We start from the raw sequence: 13,966 nt of genomic DNA on the forward strand, positions 1-13,966 counted from the left end.
GTTCTGGAGACAGTCCGCATGCCTGGTGATGACCTGCAACGCCTTTATAACAAAGCCTGGCTATACGCCTCTCACGCCCACTTTGGGCAGAAAATGACAGGCTCGGACCTGCCCTATACAACCCACGTGGCGATGGTTGCCAATGAACTGATTTTTGCCGCCCGGGAGTCCTCGGTCGGCGATCTGGCAATTGCCTTACCCGCTGCGTTGCTACATGACGTGCTGGAGGACACCCCCACTACGCAGGAAGCGCTGACAGACGCCTTTGGTCCAGAGGTGTATTCGACTGTCGCGAGCCTGAGTAAAAACCTGATTGTACCGTTCTCCGAAGAGCGCTACTTCCAGGGTATCGCCAGCCATTCTCGTGAAGCTGCTTCGATAAAACTGTGCGACAGAATCACCAACCTGCAGTCGGCACCCGCCACATGGGCCAAGGCCAAACGCGCTTCATATCTCGTCGAGTCCGAACAGATTCTGGCAGCGCTCGGACATGCGAGTGACTACCTCAGGCAGCGGCTCACTGACACCATGGCGCGCTATGAACAGCTTTACGTTAGTGAATTCACAGACTGAGATCATCGGGATCAACTCAGGTTTCTCTGACACCACGCTGTCGCGAAGCAAACACAGGATCTGTAGGAGCGCGCTTGCCCGCGATTTTGTCTGTCAGTCGATAAGTATATCGCCTGTGCTGACGCGATCGCGGGCAAGCGCGCTCCTACAGATCCTGTGTTTGCTGCGCGACAGTGCGGTCTCAGGGACACTGTGCGACCTCCTACAGATAAACTCATTCTTTCGTTTGAAGAGCGCGCACGACCACCTACAGAAAAGCATTTAAATCCAGTTAGTTATTTTTTTGATGAGAGCGGCATGGGATTCAACGCGCTCTTTCCAGGCCGTTTACTGACTGAGCTCTTCCTTAAGACCCTGAGCCCATTCAGTCAAGGACTGGTATGCAACACTCCGGTCGTCCCAATCGTGCCAATAATGGATGAGCTCTCCAGTACCTGAAGGCGACGCATCCACAACAACATAGTCCCCCGAGTCATTGGTCAGGAACGGTACCCAATATCGCTCCCATGGCTCACAGAACTCTTCCTCCGGGTCGAGAAAAAATTTCAATGCATCCATTATTTCACTGGCGGCGAGCAAGCGTCGGTTGTCACTTTCGCGCAGCTCCGCATTCCACTCCTGGCCGTCATGCCAGAACAACAACTGACGTAGGCCCATTGGCAAAGGCGCACCCAGCAATTGTTCTATCTGCTGGATTGAAGTCTCGCTTGCTGGAGGTAGAAGTGTCGCAAGGCTATCGGGGGGCAGCAGTTGCTCGATAGTGGTGAGGCATTCGGTAAAGGCTTGAGGTGTAGTCGGCATGACTCTTTTCCTTTCGATTAACGATGAGACGCGGCCAGAGAAGTGTGGAATTGACGTGATGAGCCATCAGCGGCCTGAGGGCTTGCTCAGCGAAATCAGCCAATTCAGCAGCCTGCTGGTCCACCAACGGCGGCGAGCCTCCCGAATTTGATCGATGTTTTCAAAGGTCAACTCCGAAGCACGCTTCTCCTTGGCTTTAATAGCCTTCAACATACGAATCGAGTTTCGGCTGACGTAGATTAGATAGAAGACACTCAGTGTTAGCACGTAAATTCCAACTACCCCATCGCTGACATGCCACGCCATCTTCATCGCAAGTGCCGATACAGCCACTATAGACGCCAGAAGGTTCCCCGCGAACTGGCTGTACTGCCCTCCTGCCACCAGTACTCTATTATCTCTGACCTCGTAACCGGCCCTGCGGTTTGGAGAACGGGTAAAATAGAAAAAACCGACTTCGACTGCGAAAAGCAAGACAGGCACCATGGCCAAAGAGATAGAATCGACGAAAGACTGTTCATAGTCGCTCCGACCCACCATATAAAAACCGCCTGCAATCATGAGGGTAAACGAAGCAAGAGACCACTTCTGAAAATGCGAGAGAAACGCAACATAACTCTCATTTATATAAATCAGATACAGGGTACGTAACAGCAGCACCAGCAAAGCAATGCCCACAACCCAGAAATACTCGGAGCTGAAAAAAAATATCGAACTGAACAGCGCTGTCAGGGCCCATATACTAGAAAGGCCCTTCTTCATTTCTTCTGGATCCATGACAACTTTCTCCACCGTTCTCAGATTAACGGTATTGAAACATGTAATTCAGGCTCAACGTCGTGAGGCCTTGCTCAGCGAAATCAGCCAATTCAGCAGCCTGCTCATCCACCAGCGACGGCGAGCCTCCCGAATTTCATCGATGTTTTCAAAGGTCAACTCCGAAGCACGCTTCTCCTTGGCTTTAATAGCCTTCAACATACGAATCGAGTTTCGGGAGATGTAGAGTAAATAAAAGACACTCAGTGTCAGCACGTAAACTGCAACGAAACCATCGCTGACCTGCCACACTATCTTAATCCCAAAAGCCGACACCAGCGCTATAGATGCGAGCACGTTCCCTACGAACTGGCTGTACTGTCCACGTTCCACCAGCACTCTATTATCTCTGACCTCGTAACCGGCCCTGCCGTTTGGAGAGCGGGTAAAGTAGAAAAACCCGACTTCGACTGCAAAGAGCAAGACAGGCACCATGGCCAAAGAGATGGAGTCAATGAAAGATTGTTCATAGTCGCCCCGCCCCACCATATACAAACAGCCTGAAATCATTATGGTAAACGATGCAAGCGAGCACTTCTGAAAGTGCGAGAGAAAAGCAACATAACTCTCGTTTATATAGATCAAATACAGGGTACGTAACAGCAGTACCAGCAGAGCAATACCCACAACCCAGAAATACCCGGAGCCGACAAAAAATATCGAACTGAACAGCGCTGTCAGGCCCCATATACTATAAAGGCCCGTCTTCATGCCTTCTGCATCCATAAGCACTTCCTCCACCCTCCCAGGCTAATGGCATTGAAACATCTGATTCGGGCTCAACGTTTTGAGGTCTTGCTCAGCGAAATCAGCCAATTCAGCAGCCTGCTCATCCACCAGCGACGGCGAGCCTCCCTGATTTCATCGATGTTTTCAAAGGTCAATTCCGAGGCGCGCTTCTCCTTGACCCTGATAGTTTTCAATACCCGAAACCAGTGTCGGCGGATATAGATTAAATAAAGGGTCAACAGTGTTAGCACGTAAACCACAAATGCCATCTCGCTGAGCTGCCACGCCATCATCATTGCAATACCCGACACCAGCACTATCGATGCCAGAAGGTTCCCCGCAAAGTGGCTGAACGGTTGGTCTATCACCACCACTTTATTGCCCCTGACCTCGTAACCGGCTTTGCCCTTTGGAGGGCGGGTAAAGTAGAAAAACAATACCTCAACCGTAAAAAGCAGCACAGGCACCAGCGCTAAAGAGATAGAGTCAATGAAGGATTGTTCATAATCGCTCCGTGCCACCAAATACAAACAACCTGAAATCATGATGGAAAACGACACAACAAAGCCCACGTGATAATGGGTGAACACAGCGACAAAACTCTCACTTATATGTATCAAGTAGATGGTACGTGCCAGCAGCACCAACAAAACCCCACCCAAAACCCAGAAATACCCGGTACCTGCAAACATGAATGCGCTGAACATTGCTGTCAGGCCGAAGACACCATAAAGGCTCTTCCTCAGGTTTTCCGGGCCCATGTCCATCAACACTTCCTCCGTCGTCATCAGGTGACGATCTTAAAACAATCTGATTCAGGCCAGGGTATGCACGCTCAACCTGAAAACGGAAGCAGTGGCCATTGCCACCGCTTCCGATACCGATACCGATACCGATACCGATCAAGCCAGAACGGGCTCTACCTGGTCGCGGTTTCCGGTTTCAGCGCCAAGCAGCACGTGCAGCGTATTGAGGAACAAGTCATGACTCAGAATGCCGGTGCATATCGTCGACAGCACGACTTTTCCATTCTCGTCTTTGATGACGACTTTCTCGGTCCAATTGCTCAGGTCAATCGTGCGCAAGGTTGACATGGGTACCTTGCTTCCCTGTACTTCAAGAAAATCTCTGGTGACGGTAATCGGCGAGGTCTTGATGTTCAGGAAGTTGCCAGACACACGCTTGCTCCAGACTTGCCCGGAGCTTATGTAGTTGAAGGTCACCGCACGCCCCGACTCGAGCGTGTCCATCACTTCAGGAAAACGAGCCCGTACATGCAACTCACGCACCAACTGTTCAAAGTCATGAAAGCCTTTCAAGGTTTCAATGACCCGATGAAAAGGCTCGCTTGCATTACGACGGTAGGCGACGTTGGTGATCATGCCGGTCATCACGGTCTGGCCGGAACCAAAGAGGTAGAGGTCCTCGATATCGGCAAACGCAGTGTACTCCCGCTCGCCCTTGATCAAACGAGCGATGCCGTGCTCAAAAACTTCGTAAACCGGCTCACGCAGTTTTTTATGCCATACGTAAATGGCAAACGTGCAAAGCCCGAAAATAGCCAACCCAGCGCTCGTTAAATTGATCAACATCTGCGGGCTTGAAAAGTTGAGTGTCATGCCACGGCTGACGGTGGTTACCGGACCATTGTTGCCAGGCGGCAGTATCGTACCCAGATACAACACGAATGCAGCCAACCCCAGCAATACGACACCGAAAACCAGGCTAAACACCAAAAACCCTTTGCCGTGGCGAAAGGTAGCGATCAATTCGCCAGTTTCTGGAGACTGAGAGGATTGCTGCATAATTCTGCTTCCCTGTATGGAGTTTGAAGAGCAAAGCTGCCCAGGCAACCTGCCACACACGTGGCGCTCATGAGAGTTTCAAATGGACCTGAACATTGCCTGAGCAATATCTGTCGGCGGTTGGAACATGGCTAAACGATATCGTTCACCAACCGGTGTTGATTTTTTAATTCAGAAGGGTTTCCGTGGACCATGGTTTATCGTACTTTCGAGTCAAAACCGCTCTCGCCGTCAGAGGCACTGGCTTAAGCGCCTGAGCAAGTGGTTTAATCCCTTATTAGCCAGGCCCGCTGGAGCTGTCAAAGCCTGGTGCGAGTTACGGATATTGAGCTGATTGCCAAGTGAGAACCTCTTTAAAAAAGGTGAGGACATAGCATTAACGACTTGAAAGAAAGATACCTGAGCCTCTACAAAGCCGACACCTCCTCTGCCGAGGATATGAGAGGGGTAGAAAATTCCCTGAGCGTGCGTTTGCCTGAAGACTTTAAAGAAATCGCAACCTTTTATACGGGTGGTTTTTTGGGGGGCATCAGTCATCACGCGATGTTTAGCGCGACTAATCCATTGAACATTGTCAGCGAGACGTTGCGCCTCAGGAAGTCGATAAATCTGGGCACGGAATACATTGTATTAGCTGAACCTGCTGAAAGCCTCATCGTCATGAATGTCTCCAAATCTCCAGTGGTGATATGGTGCGATGCCAATGACGCTGAGCATTTGGGCACAGGCGAACTTTCAACACCTCCCGACTGCTGGGAAAACTATGCCAGCTTTTTTTCCTATCTGCTGGAACGGGAAGAGTCCGAAGATTATTAATCTTTTGGCATGATCAGCGAGGAAAAAAAAATGTCTATTTTAGCTATCGTTATTGACGAACCTACTGTCAGGCCCGCCACGCTCATCAAACTTCATAAATTCTTGATGCTACCATTACAGAAGGTTAATAGCCTTTGCGGTGGTGGTCATCCTGTTCTGGAAATTGAGCTCTTTGACGGTGACCTCCAAGAGACTTCAACATTCGTCCGCGGTGTATTGAAAATAATTTCCGAAGAGAAAATCTCGGTAAAATTCTATGAGATCCCTTACGGGGAAAGGTATGCAGACAACAGAAACCTGGAAAAACGCGAGGTGACGGCAGACCTGGTCAATAGTATTCTAGCCGCCGCAGATGAAGAATTTGAGCGACAGCAAAACAGCCAATCCTGACCTGAGGATAAGACAATGATAGACTTCACACTGTTTAGCGTGCCCCTTTTATATAGCAGAAACAAAAACCTGCAATACAAAGAAAATACAATCCAGATGTCGACTGCCCTTTTAAAGTTTCTGCATGATGAGGGGGTAATAAGCACGCCTCCTTTCACAGAAAATGGCGACCTTAAAATGGATTTTTTAGTTCGTAAATCCGACGTCACTGAAGAAGGCGTCGAGCTCTTTAAAAACGTCATCCCTAAATGGTGGCAAAAAATAGACCGTGGACTTGATCGCTCAGATGTTAGTTTTCTCAAGCGAGAGCTGGATAAACTAAGAGCCTCAGAGAGCCGCTAAAAACTCTTTATGGATTTTCAAATCTGATTGAATACAGCCTTAATTGAGGTGTCCCCATATGCCAAAAGAGTTTTCCATTTTTACAGACACCGCAACCCTTTCAATATTTGATCTTGGCGCTATCAAGCATAGAGTCTCAGATGCTCCTGACTGGTGGAGCATTTTGGAGGATGAGATTCTTGAGATCAACAAAGGTAATATCGCTTTTCTGGGTTTAGGCGATGACGGTGGCTACACCATTAAAATAATGGACAGCATTGAAAATGCAGCAGACACATTGAACCTGCACTTCCCGTCGGGCAAAGTTTTTATCGGGGCTGGAGAGGACACGTCTGGAGGAGATCTTGAACCTGATGGTTCTGACGTTATCCAAGGAGAAACGTTAGACTTCGCCCCAGGCCACTACAGCATGGGCTTCGCCAGGGCGGGCAATACCATAGAACTCTGTTTCACCCTGACATCAGAAAAACACAATGCTATAAAAGAGCCTATACGGCTATAAACTGTGAAAGTGCAAGACCTGATACAAAGCGTCACCGCTCACTCAACCTGACAACCCATGCATTCAGCAATGTACCAGCGGAGTACTTATGTCTTCAGACCAGGATTTTGTTCAGGCGATCTATGACGACCTGTTCAAATACAACTTTAACCAATACCAAGTGGCTTTGAACAGCCCGCCGGATAACGGCACGGATCTCTATGCAAGGGCAAGAAATGCTCTGGCTTCACTGAATGACGCGCAAAGATCCGACGTTATAAACTTTTTGAAAGTCGTGATATCTGATAGTGCCAGCGTTATTTTAGGGACACTGGACGGCGTACATTTCCCCGACAACCTGGAGGGAGATTTTCTACTTTCTTGCGATGGCAAAGAAATCCAGGGTGATCTGATGGATGCTTTCATTGGAAAAGCACAAGACGATGGCGTTTATGAATAACATCCCGGTCCATTGACTCGCCAGAAACACTGAATGCGATCCCGAAAACTTGTCACTCGGGCTTTCAGTCTGGCGATCCCTCTGCGATGATAAATCGAACTACAATCTGGAAGTGGGTAAGCATAATGGTCACTTTTGTTTTTTTCGCAGTCGCTCTTGCTGGGTTGGCTTATCTGTCTGTCGTGATTTTCCGGGTCGTCAACGCGGATACCAAAGGCGGCATCTCAAATGTACTCACCGCGGGTACGTTATTTAAAATGTCGCTTTCATTCATGGTCTTGTGTCTGGCGTCGGGCGCTATTTATTTGGGCGGAAGCGCCAGCGGCATCAGTGGGGGCGGAGGCAACGCGGACAATCGATCAATGCTTGATACAGCCTCACAGATCAGTGAATTTTGTTTGTATGCAAGTCTGGCACTCGCTGTCATAGCACTGATCAGATATGCCAGTAAGAAGAATGTTCTATAGATACGCAGGTCAATGGGGTCGCCGCAAGCAACTCAATACCTGCGTCTCCCGTCACTCCTGTTAACTATAAATCGATTGCAAGCGCTTCAGCATTCGAACTGGGTAGATGCACCTGTACCCGCCCCCCCGATACTAAAAGACCGACAAAAAATGAGGGAGTCACCATGAGAAAAAAGCTGGCGTGTATTTCAATGGTTCTGATCTCCGTATTCCTCCCGACAGCGGCCCAGGCCGAGACGAATGACAAGTGGGTGGCTGCGTGGCTAGGCGCAGTTCAAGGGCCTTATCCGACAGGCAATCCCTCTGCGCAGCCAGACTTGAGTCTCGCCTTCCCCGCACCTGAGCAAGGTGCGCAGGATCAGACATTCCGCTTGATGGTGCGACCGGACATCTGGGGGACGCACATGCGGATACGTCTGTCCAACGTGCTGGGCACCCGCCCCGTCACCTTTGATGGCATTTACGCCGGACTACAGCAAGGCAGTTCAGCCGTATTGAAGGGCACCAATCAGCCGGTTTCTTTCGCAGGGAAGCCGAGCGTTGATATTCCCGCCGGATCATCGGCCTGGAGTGATCCCATCGCATTGCCATTTGTGAAGCCTGATGACGCCCCATTACTCAATGGGCGCAGGCTGGCAGTGAGTTTTCATATCAAAGGTCAGAGCGGGCCGATGACATGGCACGCCAAAGCGCTCAATACCTCTTATGTCAGCCAGCCGGGAGCAGGTTCTGTCGGCCAATCCGAAAGCGAAACAGCTTTCCCGTTCAGTACGACTTCTACCTACTTCCTGGATGCCGTTGACATGATGGCGCCAGCCGATACCAAGGTCGTTGTTGCCTTTGGAGACTCCATCACTGACGGCACAGGTACAACGCTGAACGGCGATGATCGGTGGTCAGACGTCCTTTCGAGAAAACTTCACGCTGTCCATGGCGACAAGGTATCGGTTGTCAATGCGGGTATTGGCGGCAATCAGGTGATTGGCCCGGCCAGCTACTCTGCGCAGACGCCCTTCTCAGGCGGCCCCTCTGCGCAAATGCGCGTCGAAAGAGACGTGATAGGTGTGTCCGGCGTTACCAGCGTTATCTGGATGGAGGGTATCAATGACTTCAGCAAAAATGGCAATGCCTCCGCCGAAGCTGTGAAGGCAGGAATGAAGGAGGTTGTGGGCCGAATCAAGTCGCAGCTTCCAGATGTCAGAGTTATTGGGGGCACGCTCACTACAGCCCTCGGCAGTACCAGCGCGGCACACGGTCACGCGGAGCAGAACGCCAAGCGGCAAGAGCTGAATGAGTTCATCCGCACATCGGGCCTGTTTGATGCTGTCGCGGACTTCGATGCAGCGACGCTCGACCCCGAGACGGGCGGCATGAAAAAGGAATATGTGGCGGACAGCACAGTGGGCGGGACCGGCGACAAATTGCATCCTAATAGAGCCGGGTATCAAGCGATGGCTGAAAAAGTAGATATTTCGCGGTTATTCAAGCCTGAGGCGAATTAAGCCTTCAGCCTTCGGCGACACGCCCCCATACATGCAAAATGCTGGATTGAAATGCATTGTCTGCAGAAGCTGCCGAAGGCTGCGATGCATTTATCCCGAGACACCGCGATCGCAGCCTTCGGCAGCTCCTACAGGTCCTATGTTTGCCGCGAGACAGCGTGGTATCAGGGACACCGGGGCGGCGCTCATCTTCCTGGCACCGGAGCCAAAAGCGAAAGTGTCCACCTATTCAAGTGGACGCCCTCGCCTTTTAAGCAGTCTTTCTTACGCAGGGAACACGAAGCTTATCGTCTCAGCGCTTATCAAACTCGATCAGAACCTTGCCGATATGCTTTGCAGCCGCAAAATAGGCATACGCCTCAGGCGCTTCGTCGAACTTGAACGTCTTGGCGACTACGGTTTGAATGCCGTTCACTTCAATGGCGCGCAGGAGCTCTTCGAACATTTTCCGGTTGCCGTTAGCGATGCCCCGGATTGTCACGTTTTTCAGGATAAGCGAGACATAGTCAGGTATTGGCGACTGCTGTCCAGGGCTTACACCGATCACAGCAATACGCCCGTTCACTGCCGCTGCCGCGATGGATTGGCCCAACGTGTCCTGACCGCCCGTCTCGATGATAATGTCGGCACCTGCGTTCCCGGTAAGCTGCATCAATTGTGCTGCCCAGTCAGTATGAGTGCGGTAATTGATGGTGATGTCCGCTCCGAGTTGGCGAACAAACTCCAACTTCTCATCGCTTGAAGAGGTCATCGCCACGCGCGCGCCCAGGACCTTGGCGATTTTTAATGCTGCCAACGCCACTCCGCCCGTGCCCAGGCAAAGAACCAGTTCGCCCGGCTTGACCTTGAATACCTCGACCAATGCATTCCATGCGGTCAGCCCGGCGGACGCGAGTGCGGCGACGTCTTTATCCATCAGCGCTTCCGGGACACGGATCAGTGCTGCGGCCGGAAGTACAACTTGTTCAGCAAGCCAGCCGTCGTGGCTGACACCGACATCATGGCTGAAAACGTCAGCGCGAAACGCCCCGTCCAGCCAGTTGGGAAAATGACCGCAGATGACTCGGTCACCTGGTTTGAATTCTTCAACGCCTTCGCCAACGGCAATGACTTCTCCCACGCCTTCGGACACAGGGATACGATCAGGCGCCTGCATGGGGCCGTACACACCCCGCAGAATCTGGACGTCTCGACTGATGAGGCTCACAAGGCGGGGAGCGATGACAACCTCGCCTGCCCCGGCCGACAATTCCGGGCGGGTAGTCGCGGTCAGCGAGTCCAGACCATTCTGAGCACCTATCTGAAAAGCTTTCATTGGGTAATTTCCTGTTTCATGAATAAGAACGTGTAAATGTGTCGATTGCAGCTGACAAGATCACGGCCGTGAAGCCGCCATGAGCGTGATGCCCTGATTGGCTGCCTCGCTTGAAGCCATACCCTTACCATCATTTGATTAATCAACTGAGTCAGAGGCTGTCTGCAACGTCGAGGCGATGAGGTCGCGTAGCCATATATGAGCAGGATCACGGTGCAGTCGTTCGGGCCACAACATGAGCATTTCAAAACCCGGAATGGCGAGTGGCGGCGCCTGGACGTGAAGTGCCGGGTCATCTCGCACCAGCCTTTCAGGCACCACTGCAACCAGGTCGCTGTGCATCAATGCCGAGACGAGCGAGTTGAAAGTGGACACTGACAATACAACGCGTCGTTCCAGACCTTTAGCGGCCAGTGCCTGGTCAGTACTCCCGACGAACCCGGCGCCATTGGGTGACATAACGGCATGTTCGAGCCCGCAGAATGCTTTGAGCGATAGCCTGGTTGCCAAAGCAGGATGATCGCGCCGTCCTGCCAGCACATAGCGTTCCTGAAACAAAGACCGCTGACGCAGCTTTGGCGGCGCGTCATCGCGCGTGTGCAGCGCCAGATCGATCTGGCCGTTCTCCATATCATTGGCAAGGGTGGCGGGATTTTTGTTCAACAGTGCCAGGCGTGTATTAGGGGCAAGGCGCCTGAGCAGTGCCAACGACGGCCAGACTAAAGCAGTCGCGGTGTAATCACTGGCAGCGACCTTCCACGTCTGACTAGACAGTGCTGGCTCAAAAGTGGCACCAGGATTCAGCGCGCCTTCCAAAGCTATCAGCGCTTCACGCAGTGGCCCGCGCAATTCACGGGCACGCTCGGTAGGCGACATCCCTCGGGGACCGGGCAGCAACAATGGGTCGTCGAGGATTTCCCGCAGTCGGCCCAGTTGCAGGCTGACGGTCGGTTGAGCGAGATTGAGCAATCGCGCTGCGCGTGTGACGTTTTGTTCAGACAACAGCGCATCCAGCGTGACCAGCAAATTAAGATCCAGACGACGCAAGGTATTGTGCATGTAAATACCATATGTTTCGGAAATTCATTTCTATCATACCGGGTTCGTCAGTACTGTGAGGCCACCATCCATACGGAGTTCCTCATGAAGCTACTGCTGATCTACGCCCATCCTGAACCTCGTTCCCTCAATGGGTCGCTCAGGGATTTCGCGATCACTCACCTGGAAAACGAAGGTCACGAGGTCAAGGTCTCGGATCTGTACGCGATGAGTTGGAAAGCGCCTCTTGATACGGACGATGCCCCGGGCTATGACGACGAAAGACCTTTCAACCCGGCAATAGAATCGCAGCGCGTATTCGCCGCGGGCACCCAACCGCTAGATATTGAGGAAGAGCAGGCCAAACTGCTGTGGGCGGACGCTGTGATCTTTCAATTCCCGTTGTGGTGGTTCTCGATGCCCGCGATCCTTAAAGGCTGGGTCGAACGCGTCTACGCCTACGGGTTTGCCTACGGTGTCGGCGAACACAGCGAAAGCCACTGGGGCGATCGTTATGGCGAAGGCAGCATGGCTGGAAAGCGGGCGATGCTGGTGGTCACCATGGGCGGGTGGGAATCCCACTACAGTGGTAGAGGGATCAACGGTGCACTGGATGACCTGCTCTTCCCTATTCAGCATGGGGTACTTTTCTACCCCGGCTTCACCGTCATGCCGCCCTTCCCAATCTATAAAACCGGCAAAATGGACGCCGCTCGGTTCGAACAGCTATGCACGGCCTATGCTGCCCGGCTGGATAACCTGTTCGTTGATCAACCTTTGCCATTTCGTCGCCAGAACGCCGGTGACTATGAAATTCCAGCGTTGACCCTCAAGCCGCATATTGCACCCGGCCGTCATGATTTAGGCATCCACATTGATGAAGACAAGACGGCTGAAGGCTAGAGATGCGCTGGCGTTGAGCGTTCTTTATCAAGCCGTGCAGGCGGCTGTAGCACCGTAGGTAATCGGCAGTAGAGTAAGTCCTTTAAGCACGGTCTTTACTCTCAACGGCCGATTACACCCAGGTGGGTGAAAGTGAAACCTTGTGGCAGCTTCAGGCCGTAGCCAAGCATTCTGTCGAAGCCCGAATGTGCGAGCCATAAAGCACCTACCGCGGCGAGATCAGGAATCGACCCTATCAAACCGGCCGCGAGCAAAGCAGCACCAGTCGCATACAAATGAAGGGAGTTATAGCAATAAGCCCCCACTCTGGGGCCCAACGCATAGCCCAGAATACTCAAGTCGGGCGTGAAAAAAATTGCCAGCAACTCCCACCATGAGAAGTCATGCCCAGTGCGCCAAAAAAGCAGTATGCAAGTGGCAAACAGGAGCCCCCCTTCTACACGTTGCCACAGAACAGTGTGCGATGCCGATGGCGCTAAATGGGACATGAAAGCTCTCCAGGGATTGAGCATTCAATTTTGTACGATACATCTGTAAAACGTAATCGTATAAGATCGCATACCAACCATACAAAAATGGATAGCCCTGTGATTCAGCACGAGCCAAGCTGGGAATGGTATCGGACCTTTCTTGCCGTACTCGAGACCGGCTCATTGTCGGCTGCAGGGCGTAACCTGGGCATCAGTCAACCCACAGCGGGCCGTCACATTGACGGCCTGGAATCTGCTCTTGGCCTGAAGCTTTTTACTCGTTCATCAGATGGATTCAGTCCCACCAGTGCCGCTTATGAAATCGCGCCTTACGCCCACAGCCTGGCAGCAATGTCGGCGGCTTTGTTGCGCAAGGCAAGTGAAGGCAACACCGATGTCCGTGGGACGGTGCGTCTGACAGTCAGCGAAGTGATCGGCGTTGAAGTCTTGCCGCCGGTTTTGTCGGCATTGCGTCACCGGCACCCTGAGCTGGTTGTAGAGATGATGCTCTCTAACCAGGTTGATGACCTTCTGCGTCGGGACGCAGACATCGCGGTTCGGATGCACAGGCCTACTCAGAATGCGCTAATCGCACGACATGTCGGTGGTATAGAGGTCGGGCTATATGCTCATCGCAGTTATCTGGCTATCCACGGTAGTCCTGATTCACTCGAAGACCTCATTAGCCATACCCTTATTGGCTTCGACCGAGAGAACGCCTTTATTCGAGGATTCCTGAAACAGTTCCCGATATTTGCGCGCGCGGGCCTGGCATTTCGTGCCGACAGTGAACTTGCACAATTGGCAGTCATGCGAGCCGGTTTCGGCATTGGCGTGTGCCAATCGACAATTGCAGCCCGCGACTCAGCGTTGACTCGAGTGCTTCCATCAGCATTTTCGGTGCAAATGGACACATGGGTGGCGATGCATGAAGACCTCCGTAACAGCGCTCGCTGCCAGGTCGTATTCAATGCCATCGCGGAAGCGTTACGCGAGCATTCGCAGAACAGCCAGATATTTCGCTGATGCTTACACATAGGGTCGCGCGGTCAGGGCAC

General features: G+C 52.1%; 18 protein-coding genes. 10 read left to right on the forward strand and 8 right to left on the reverse strand.

Annotated features, from left to right (window positions below; all coding sequences use genetic code 11):
• The first annotated feature begins 18 nt into the window (after positions 1–18).
• Positions 19–573: an HD domain-containing protein gene (locus RX972_RS18485; RefSeq protein WP_263267583.1), complete on the forward strand. Its 555-nt coding sequence runs from the start codon at positions 19–21 to the stop codon at positions 571–573.
• Positions 574–900: 327 nt separating this feature from the next.
• Here RX972_RS18485 and RX972_RS18490 read toward each other — a convergent pair whose 3' ends face one another.
• From RX972_RS18490 to RX972_RS18510, 5 genes are all read right to left on the reverse strand, one after another.
• Positions 901–1,374: an SMI1/KNR4 family protein gene (locus RX972_RS18490; RefSeq protein ID WP_231672987.1), complete on the reverse strand. Its 474-nt coding sequence runs from the start codon at positions 1,372–1,374 to the stop codon at positions 901–903.
• Positions 1,375–1,440: 66 nt separating this feature from the next.
• Complete coding sequence (locus RX972_RS18495) at positions 1,441–2,151, reverse strand: hypothetical protein (RefSeq protein ID WP_231675789.1); 711 nt, start codon at positions 2,149–2,151, stop codon at positions 1,441–1,443.
• Positions 2,152–2,205: 54 nt separating this feature from the next.
• A complete protein-coding gene (locus tag RX972_RS18500; protein WP_231675788.1) occupies positions 2,206–2,916 on the reverse strand; it encodes a hypothetical protein in 711 nt (236 codons plus the stop codon).
• A gap of 53 nt (positions 2,917–2,969) precedes the next feature.
• A complete protein-coding gene (locus tag RX972_RS18505) occupies positions 2,970–3,686 on the reverse strand; it encodes a hypothetical protein (protein WP_122394801.1) in 717 nt (238 codons plus the stop codon).
• 135 nt (positions 3,687–3,821) lie between these two features.
• Complete coding sequence (locus RX972_RS18510; protein ID WP_099271110.1) at positions 3,822–4,724, reverse strand: hypothetical protein; 903 nt, start codon at positions 4,722–4,724, stop codon at positions 3,822–3,824.
• A 384-nt stretch (positions 4,725–5,108) separates the two neighbouring features.
• Here RX972_RS18510 and RX972_RS18515 point away from each other — a divergent pair, with 384 nt between their 5' ends.
• The 7 genes from RX972_RS18515 to RX972_RS18545 all read left to right on the forward strand — a co-directional run bounded on the left by RX972_RS18515 (position 5,109) and on the right by RX972_RS18545 (position 9,182).
• Positions 5,109–5,540, forward strand: coding sequence for an SMI1/KNR4 family protein (locus RX972_RS18515; RefSeq protein ID WP_316877581.1), 432 nt, complete (start codon positions 5,109–5,111; stop codon positions 5,538–5,540).
• A gap of 30 nt (positions 5,541–5,570) precedes the next feature.
• Positions 5,571–5,930, forward strand: a complete 360-nt coding sequence (locus RX972_RS18520) for a hypothetical protein (RefSeq protein ID WP_263267590.1) — start codon at positions 5,571–5,573, stop codon at positions 5,928–5,930.
• A gap of 15 nt (positions 5,931–5,945) precedes the next feature.
• Positions 5,946–6,272, forward strand: coding sequence for a hypothetical protein (locus tag RX972_RS18525; RefSeq protein WP_027899192.1), 327 nt, complete (start codon positions 5,946–5,948; stop codon positions 6,270–6,272).
• 58 nt (positions 6,273–6,330) lie between these two features.
• Positions 6,331–6,774: a DUF6386 family protein gene (locus RX972_RS18530; RefSeq protein ID WP_263267593.1), complete on the forward strand. Its 444-nt coding sequence runs from the start codon at positions 6,331–6,333 to the stop codon at positions 6,772–6,774.
• A gap of 88 nt (positions 6,775–6,862) precedes the next feature.
• Positions 6,863–7,213, forward strand: coding sequence for a hypothetical protein (locus RX972_RS18535; protein WP_027899194.1), 351 nt, complete (start codon positions 6,863–6,865; stop codon positions 7,211–7,213).
• A 125-nt stretch (positions 7,214–7,338) separates the two neighbouring features.
• The gene (locus tag RX972_RS18540) at positions 7,339–7,680 is read left to right on the forward strand and encodes a hypothetical protein (protein WP_316877582.1); all 342 of its coding nucleotides are present in this window, start codon (positions 7,339–7,341) and stop codon (positions 7,678–7,680) included.
• Between the two features lie 164 nt (positions 7,681–7,844).
• On the forward strand, positions 7,845–9,182 hold the full coding sequence (locus RX972_RS18545; protein ID WP_316877583.1) for a GDSL-type esterase/lipase family protein: 1,338 nt from the start codon (positions 7,845–7,847) through the stop codon (positions 9,180–9,182).
• Between the two features lie 292 nt (positions 9,183–9,474).
• Here RX972_RS18545 and RX972_RS18550 read toward each other — a convergent pair whose 3' ends face one another.
• Positions 9,475–10,497 carry an NAD(P)-dependent alcohol dehydrogenase gene (locus tag RX972_RS18550; RefSeq protein ID WP_316877584.1) on the reverse strand — a complete coding sequence of 341 codons (1,023 nt, stop codon included), beginning with the start codon at positions 10,495–10,497 and terminating at the stop codon, positions 9,475–9,477.
• Positions 10,498–10,635: 138 nt separating this feature from the next.
• A complete protein-coding gene (locus tag RX972_RS18555) occupies positions 10,636–11,556 on the reverse strand; it encodes a LysR family transcriptional regulator (RefSeq protein ID WP_263267602.1) in 921 nt (306 codons plus the stop codon).
• Between the two features lie 84 nt (positions 11,557–11,640).
• Between RX972_RS18555 and RX972_RS18560 the strand changes: the two genes are divergently transcribed.
• Complete coding sequence (locus RX972_RS18560) at positions 11,641–12,438, forward strand: NAD(P)H-dependent oxidoreductase (protein WP_316877585.1); 798 nt, start codon at positions 11,641–11,643, stop codon at positions 12,436–12,438.
• Positions 12,439–12,539: 101 nt separating this feature from the next.
• Here the strand turns inward: RX972_RS18560 and RX972_RS18565 are convergent, their stop codons facing one another.
• Positions 12,540–12,926 carry a DUF4260 domain-containing protein gene (locus RX972_RS18565; protein ID WP_122709131.1) on the reverse strand — a complete coding sequence of 129 codons (387 nt, stop codon included), beginning with the start codon at positions 12,924–12,926 and terminating at the stop codon, positions 12,540–12,542.
• Here RX972_RS18565 and RX972_RS18570 point away from each other — a divergent pair.
• A complete protein-coding gene (locus tag RX972_RS18570) occupies positions 12,918–13,934 on the forward strand; it encodes a LysR family transcriptional regulator (RefSeq protein ID WP_316877586.1) in 1,017 nt (338 codons plus the stop codon). The genes RX972_RS18565 and RX972_RS18570 overlap by 9 nt on opposite strands.
• Positions 13,935–13,966: the final 32 nt, after the last annotated feature.

The organism is Pseudomonas syringae group sp. J309-1 (assembly GCF_032582135.1).
GTDB lineage: Bacteria > Pseudomonadota > Gammaproteobacteria > Pseudomonadales > Pseudomonadaceae > Aquipseudomonas > Aquipseudomonas quasicaspiana.